This window comes from Arthrobacter agilis (genome assembly GCF_002953615.1).
Lineage (GTDB): Bacteria > Actinomycetota > Actinomycetes > Actinomycetales > Micrococcaceae > Arthrobacter_D > Arthrobacter_D agilis_B.
In genome coordinates this window covers 1,435,689-1,440,744 of the sequence record NZ_CP024915.1, presented here as the reverse complement: position 1 = coordinate 1,440,744, position 5,056 = coordinate 1,435,689, and the positions used below count along the sequence as shown (strand labels likewise).

The 5,056-nt window shown below is 72.8% G+C and carries 4 protein-coding genes; all 4 read right to left on the bottom strand.

Translation table 11 applies throughout. From position 1 onward, the window contains the following. Window positions 1-729: hypothetical protein (locus CVO76_RS06925; RefSeq protein WP_208741422.1), on the bottom strand; the 729-nt coding region annotated here is incomplete at its 3' end. Window positions 730-787: 58 nt separating this feature from the next. Further along, window positions 788-3,346 (bottom strand): ABC transporter permease, encoded by a 2,559-nt coding sequence (locus CVO76_RS06920; RefSeq protein ID WP_208741420.1) that lies wholly within the window; start codon window positions 3,344-3,346, stop codon window positions 788-790. A 1-nt stretch (window position 3,347) separates the two neighbouring features. Further along, complete coding sequence (locus CVO76_RS06915; RefSeq protein WP_208741418.1) at window positions 3,348-4,133, bottom strand: ABC transporter ATP-binding protein; 786 nt, start codon at window positions 4,131-4,133, stop codon at window positions 3,348-3,350. A 163-nt stretch (window positions 4,134-4,296) separates the two neighbouring features. Then, window positions 4,297-4,950, bottom strand: a complete 654-nt coding sequence (locus tag CVO76_RS06910; RefSeq protein WP_244186308.1) for a LuxR C-terminal-related transcriptional regulator — start codon at window positions 4,948-4,950, stop codon at window positions 4,297-4,299. Window positions 4,951-5,056 lie beyond the last annotated feature (106 nt).

The window sequence follows — 5,056 nt, the reverse complement described above, 5'->3', positions numbered from 1 at the left end:
GGCACGGAATCCGGCGGTGGCGGCCTCCCACAGTTTCAGGGCGAGGGTGAGGGCGGAGTCCTGCTGCAGGTGCGACGGACCCGCGAGGGACGCCCTCGCCGTGACCTCCCCGCTGCTCCAGGTGCTGCTGCGGGCTGCGACACGATCGTCGTCGAAGACCTGGAGCGCGAGGTGGTGAGCGCCGAGGGCCCGACCGACGGCTGGGAGGAACTGGTCCACCATCACCACGGGATCGTTCGTGGCCCTGATCCGGGCGGAGATGCGCCTCATGTCCTCCCGCAGTCGTGCAGAGGATGCACGCTGCTCCTGATGGCGCCGCCGTCGTGCGATGGCGGCAGTGAGCCTGTGGAGCAGCTCGGCGGGTCGGACCGGGCGGAACACGACGTCCGACACGTAGGGCGCCAGGCCGGCCGGGAGCGTCCCGCCGCCGCCCTCGGGGAGCAGGAGGATCACCGGAAGGCCGGTGAGGTGTGCATGCTCCGCGACGATGCCTCCCAGGGTGCCCGCGTAGGCCGCCGCGATGGACAGGTCCACGAGGAGCACGTCCGGGTGGATCGCCAGGACGTTCTCCAGCAGGGCCTCCGGGGAGGTGACGGTCCGGGCCGAGAGGCCCTCCGCCACGAGGTGCGCCTCGAGCTCAGCGCAGTCCTGCAGGGACGGCGAGGCGATGACGGCCAGCGCTCCGTGTCCTGCTGTCTCGTCCTGCCCCACGACGTCCTTCCGACCCACTGCTGCGATCTCCCTAATATATGCCGGTGGCAGCGGGAACCGAGGACGCCGTGCGGGGTCAGTCCATCGCGAGTCCGGCGACGGGCGAGAGCCGTGCCGCCCGGCGGGCGGGGAGCACGGAGGCCAGCAGCCCCGCGGCGACCGCCACGGCGAGGACCGCTGCGATCTGGCCGACCGGCACCGACGCGCTGACCGCCGCGATCCCGCCCAGCGCCGACTGCGCCCCGAGCCAGCCGTACAGGACGCCGAGGACGGTGCCCAGGAGCGCCGCGACCCCCGCGACGAGCACTGCTTCGACCGCCAGCATCCCGCGCAGCTGGGCCCGTGTGAGGCCGAGGGCGCGGAGGAGGGAGTTCTCCCGGCGCCGCTCCAGCACGGACAGGGACAGCGTGTTGGCGACCCCGATCAGTGCGATCAGGACGGCGACGGCGAGCAGGGCCGTCACGATCAGCAGCAGCACGTCGATGATCTGGTTGTAGGCCGCCCGCTCGGCGGCTGCTCCGGTGACCTGGTACTCGGAGACCCCGGTGGCCGCCACGATCCGCGACTGGACGTCAGCTACCGTCGCGGCGTCCCGCGCGTCGTCGAGTCCGAGCCAGAAGGTCGGGCCGACGTAGGTGGAGAGCGACCCCTGCACCTCCGCCGGGTCCGTTGTCCCATCGGTCCCCAGGTAGGTGGACAGGGCGCCGTCCGGGGTGCCTCCGAGCGCCTCCGCGGTGGCGGTGGTGATCAGCGGGAGGAAGAACGTGGAGTCGGTGGGGGTGACGGGAAGGGTGGCAGGACCGTTCGCGCCGTCCACGGTCACGTCGCTCTGGATCCAGTCCTGGGGCGCAAGGACCATCCCGTCCGTCAGTGCGACGCCCTGGGCCCTCAGCACGTCGGCAATCGCCGCCGGATCGGCGGCATACACCAGGGACCCGCCGTCCTCGGCGCTCGTGAGCAGCACGGGGGTCAGTTCGACGGCCGTCCGGACGCCGTCCACCTGCAGCAGCGTGGACGCGTCCACGCGCGTACCGGGCACCGCGGCCGCAGTGCCGAGTCCCGAGACCTCGAGGTCCACGGCGTAGTTCCCGTCCAGCTCGCGGTCGAACGACGTCCGGGCGGTCTGCGCACCGACCATCATCATGGTCACGAGGGTCACGCCGACCATCAGCGCCGCCGACGACGCGGTGGTCCGCGCCGGATTGCGGACGGCGTTCACGGATGCGAGGGTGCCGGCGACCCCGAGCGGGCGGGCCGACCTGCCGACGGCGGCCACGCTCACGGGGACGAAGAACGGGGCGAGGAGGATGATGCCGAGGAAGGACACGGCGCCCCCTGCCACGGCCGGCAGGATCGCGACCGACACGGCGCCGAGGAGGAGGAGCGCCGCCCCGCCGCACACGGCCACCACGCCCGTGAGAACGCGGACGCGGCCGCTCGTGCTCCCGGTGGTCGGCGGGTCCGACGGACGGAGCGCGGCCAGGGGCGCGACGCGTGTCGCAGCCCGCGCGGGTACGACCGCCGCGAGCAGCGTCATCAGGACCCCGACGCAGACGCCGATCACCGCGGCCGACGGCGGAACGGCCAGGACGGCGAAGGACCCGAAGCCCGTCCGGCGGGCGAGCCCCACGAGGACGGCCATGACGCCGACGGCGAGCAGGACGCCGAGCACCGACGAGACCAGGCCCACGAGGGCGCCCTCGGCCAGCACCGATGCCCGGACCTGACGCCGCTCGGCGCCGATGCAGCGCAACAGGGCCAGTTCACGCGTCCGCTGCGCCACCAGCACCGAGAACGTGTTCGAGATGACGAGTCCGGCGACGAGGACGGCCACGGCGGCGAAGGCGAGGAGGATCCCCGTCAGCGAGTCTCCTCCGTCCGAGAGCGCCGCGACATCCGTGAGGGTCTGTTCGGCGGCGGTCCGCACCACCAGCTCCGAGGCCCCGTCGGTCGATGACGCGGCGAGGGAAGCGGTGACGGCCGAGGCGACCGCCCCCGGATCGGCGTCGGGCGACAGCGCCAGCTGGACGGAGCGGTAGGTCGCCTCACCCTCCTTGAGCTCGCGCACCACGGAGGAAGGCGCGAGGACCTGCGCAGCCCCGGCGAGCATGGGATCCGCACTCGGTGCGGTGAGTCCCGTGACGGTGAGCGCATGGCCCGGGGAGGTGGGCGCGGCTCCGGAGTCGACGGCGAGCGTGTCGCCGGGGACGACGCCCAGACGCGCTGCCGAGGCCTCGTCCAGTGCCACGTCACCCGGTCCCGAAGGGTAGGAGCCCTTCGTCACCCTCGTGGTCTCGAGCCGGTCCGGTGCCGTCGCGGTCAGGACGGCGAGCGCTGTGGCAGACCCGGTCGTGACCCGGGTGTAGGCGCGCTCGAGCCCGTGGACGACGTCCACCCCGGGGACGGACGCGAGCTCCCCGACGATCCCGGCGGGCACCTCCGGGCCCTCCTGCCCGGACACCACGAGGTCAGCCTTGGCATAGGAGGCGCCGATGCTCTCGCCGAGGCTCGCCCTCGTGGTGGCACCGACCATGAGGGTCGCGGCGAGGAAGGCCACGCCGAGCATCACGGCGAGGCCGACGGCGAGAAAGCGCCGTGCGTGGACGCGGACCTGCGCCAGGGCTACCTGCAGCACGCTATGCCCCCAGCTTCGCGAGTGCACCGAGGATGGCCTCGGGGGTGGACTGCTCGAGTTCGCCGACGAGCGCGCCGTCCTCGAGGAGGACCACGCGGTCGGCGTAGGAGGCCGCGACCGGGTCGTGGGTGACCATGATGATGCTCTGGCCCATCTCGCGGCAGCTCCGCCGCAGGAGGGACAGGACCTCCGCGCCCGTCGTCGAATCGAGGTTGCCCGTCGGCTCGTCGCCGAAGATCACGTCGGGCCTCGTCAGGAGGGCGCGGGCGACGGCGACCCTCTGCTGCTGTCCGCCGGAGAGCTCGTGGGGGCGATGGGACAGCCGGTCCGCCAGTCCGAGGGAGGACGAGATCTGCTGCAGCCACGCGGTGTCCACGCTGCCACCGGCGAGGGCCACCGGCAGGGTGATGTTCTGCTCCGCGGTCAGGGTCGGCACGAGGTTGAAGGCCTGGAACACGAAGCCGACGCGCTCACGGCGCAGTCGGGTGAGCGCGGTGTCGGGCAGCCCGGTGATGTCGGTCCCGCCGATCCAGAGCCGTCCTGCATCGATGCTGTCGAGGCCGGCGAGGCAGTGCATGAGGGTCGACTTGCCGGAGCCGGACGGACCCATGATCGCCGTGAAGCGTCCCCGGTCGAAGTCGACCGAGACGTCGCGAAGTGCGTGGACGGCGGTCTCGCCGCGGCCGTAGCGCTTGGAGACGCCCCTGGCGGAGACGGCGGCTGTCGGAGCGGGCGAGCCGTCCCCGGGAATCGCCGTCGAGCCGGCGGGATGCATGGAAGTAGTCATGCCTCCACGCTATGGACGCTCGGGGCCCTGCGGATCGGCGCCAGGTCCGGGATTGTGGCGCAGCTCCTCATACCGGGGGATGAGCGGGACGGGCCGGGACCTACGACCGTGCCTCCCGGTACCTACGGCTGTACCGGGAGGCACCCTGCCGTCCGGGGCGGTGTCAGGGGCGGACGATGCCCGTCTCGTAGGCCATGACGACGGCCTGGACGCGGTCCCGCGCCTCGAGCTTGGCGAGGATGTGGCCCACGTGCGTCTTCACCGTGGCCTCGGAGAGGAACAGCTTCAGGGCGATCTCCGGGTTCGAGAGCCCCTGGGCGATGAGTTCGAACACCTCGCGCTCGCGGGTCGTCAGCCGCGCCACCGCTGCCGCGTGCGCGTCCTGCGTGGCCGAGGGCAGGCGCAGGAGCGGCGCCACGTGGTCGAGCAGCCGGCGCGTGGTGGACGGGGCGATGACGGCGTCCCCCCGGTGTACGGTCCGGACCGCCTCGAGCAGTTCCTCGGGCGGGGCGTCCTTGAGCAGGAAGCCGCTCGCCCCGGCGTGGATCGCGGACAGGGCGTACTCGTCGAGGTCGAAGGTCGTCAGGACCACGATGCGCGGGCCCGCATCCCCGCCGCCGGACGGGGTGGACGCGGCCGGTGGACGGCGGAGGTGCTCTGTGAGGATACGGCGCGTGGCCTCGATGCCGTCCATGCCCGGCATGCGCACATCCATCAGGACGACGTCGGCCCGCGTGATCGCCAGGGCACTCACCGCCTCCTCCCCGTTCGCGGCCTCGGCCACCACCTCGAGGTCGGGCTGCGAATTGATCAGCATGGCGAAGCCGCTCCGCACCAGGTGCTGGTCGTCCACGATGGCGATGCGGATCGGAGACGGGGCGTCGACGGCCGACGGGATGCCGGACGGGGCGGTGCTGCTGGCG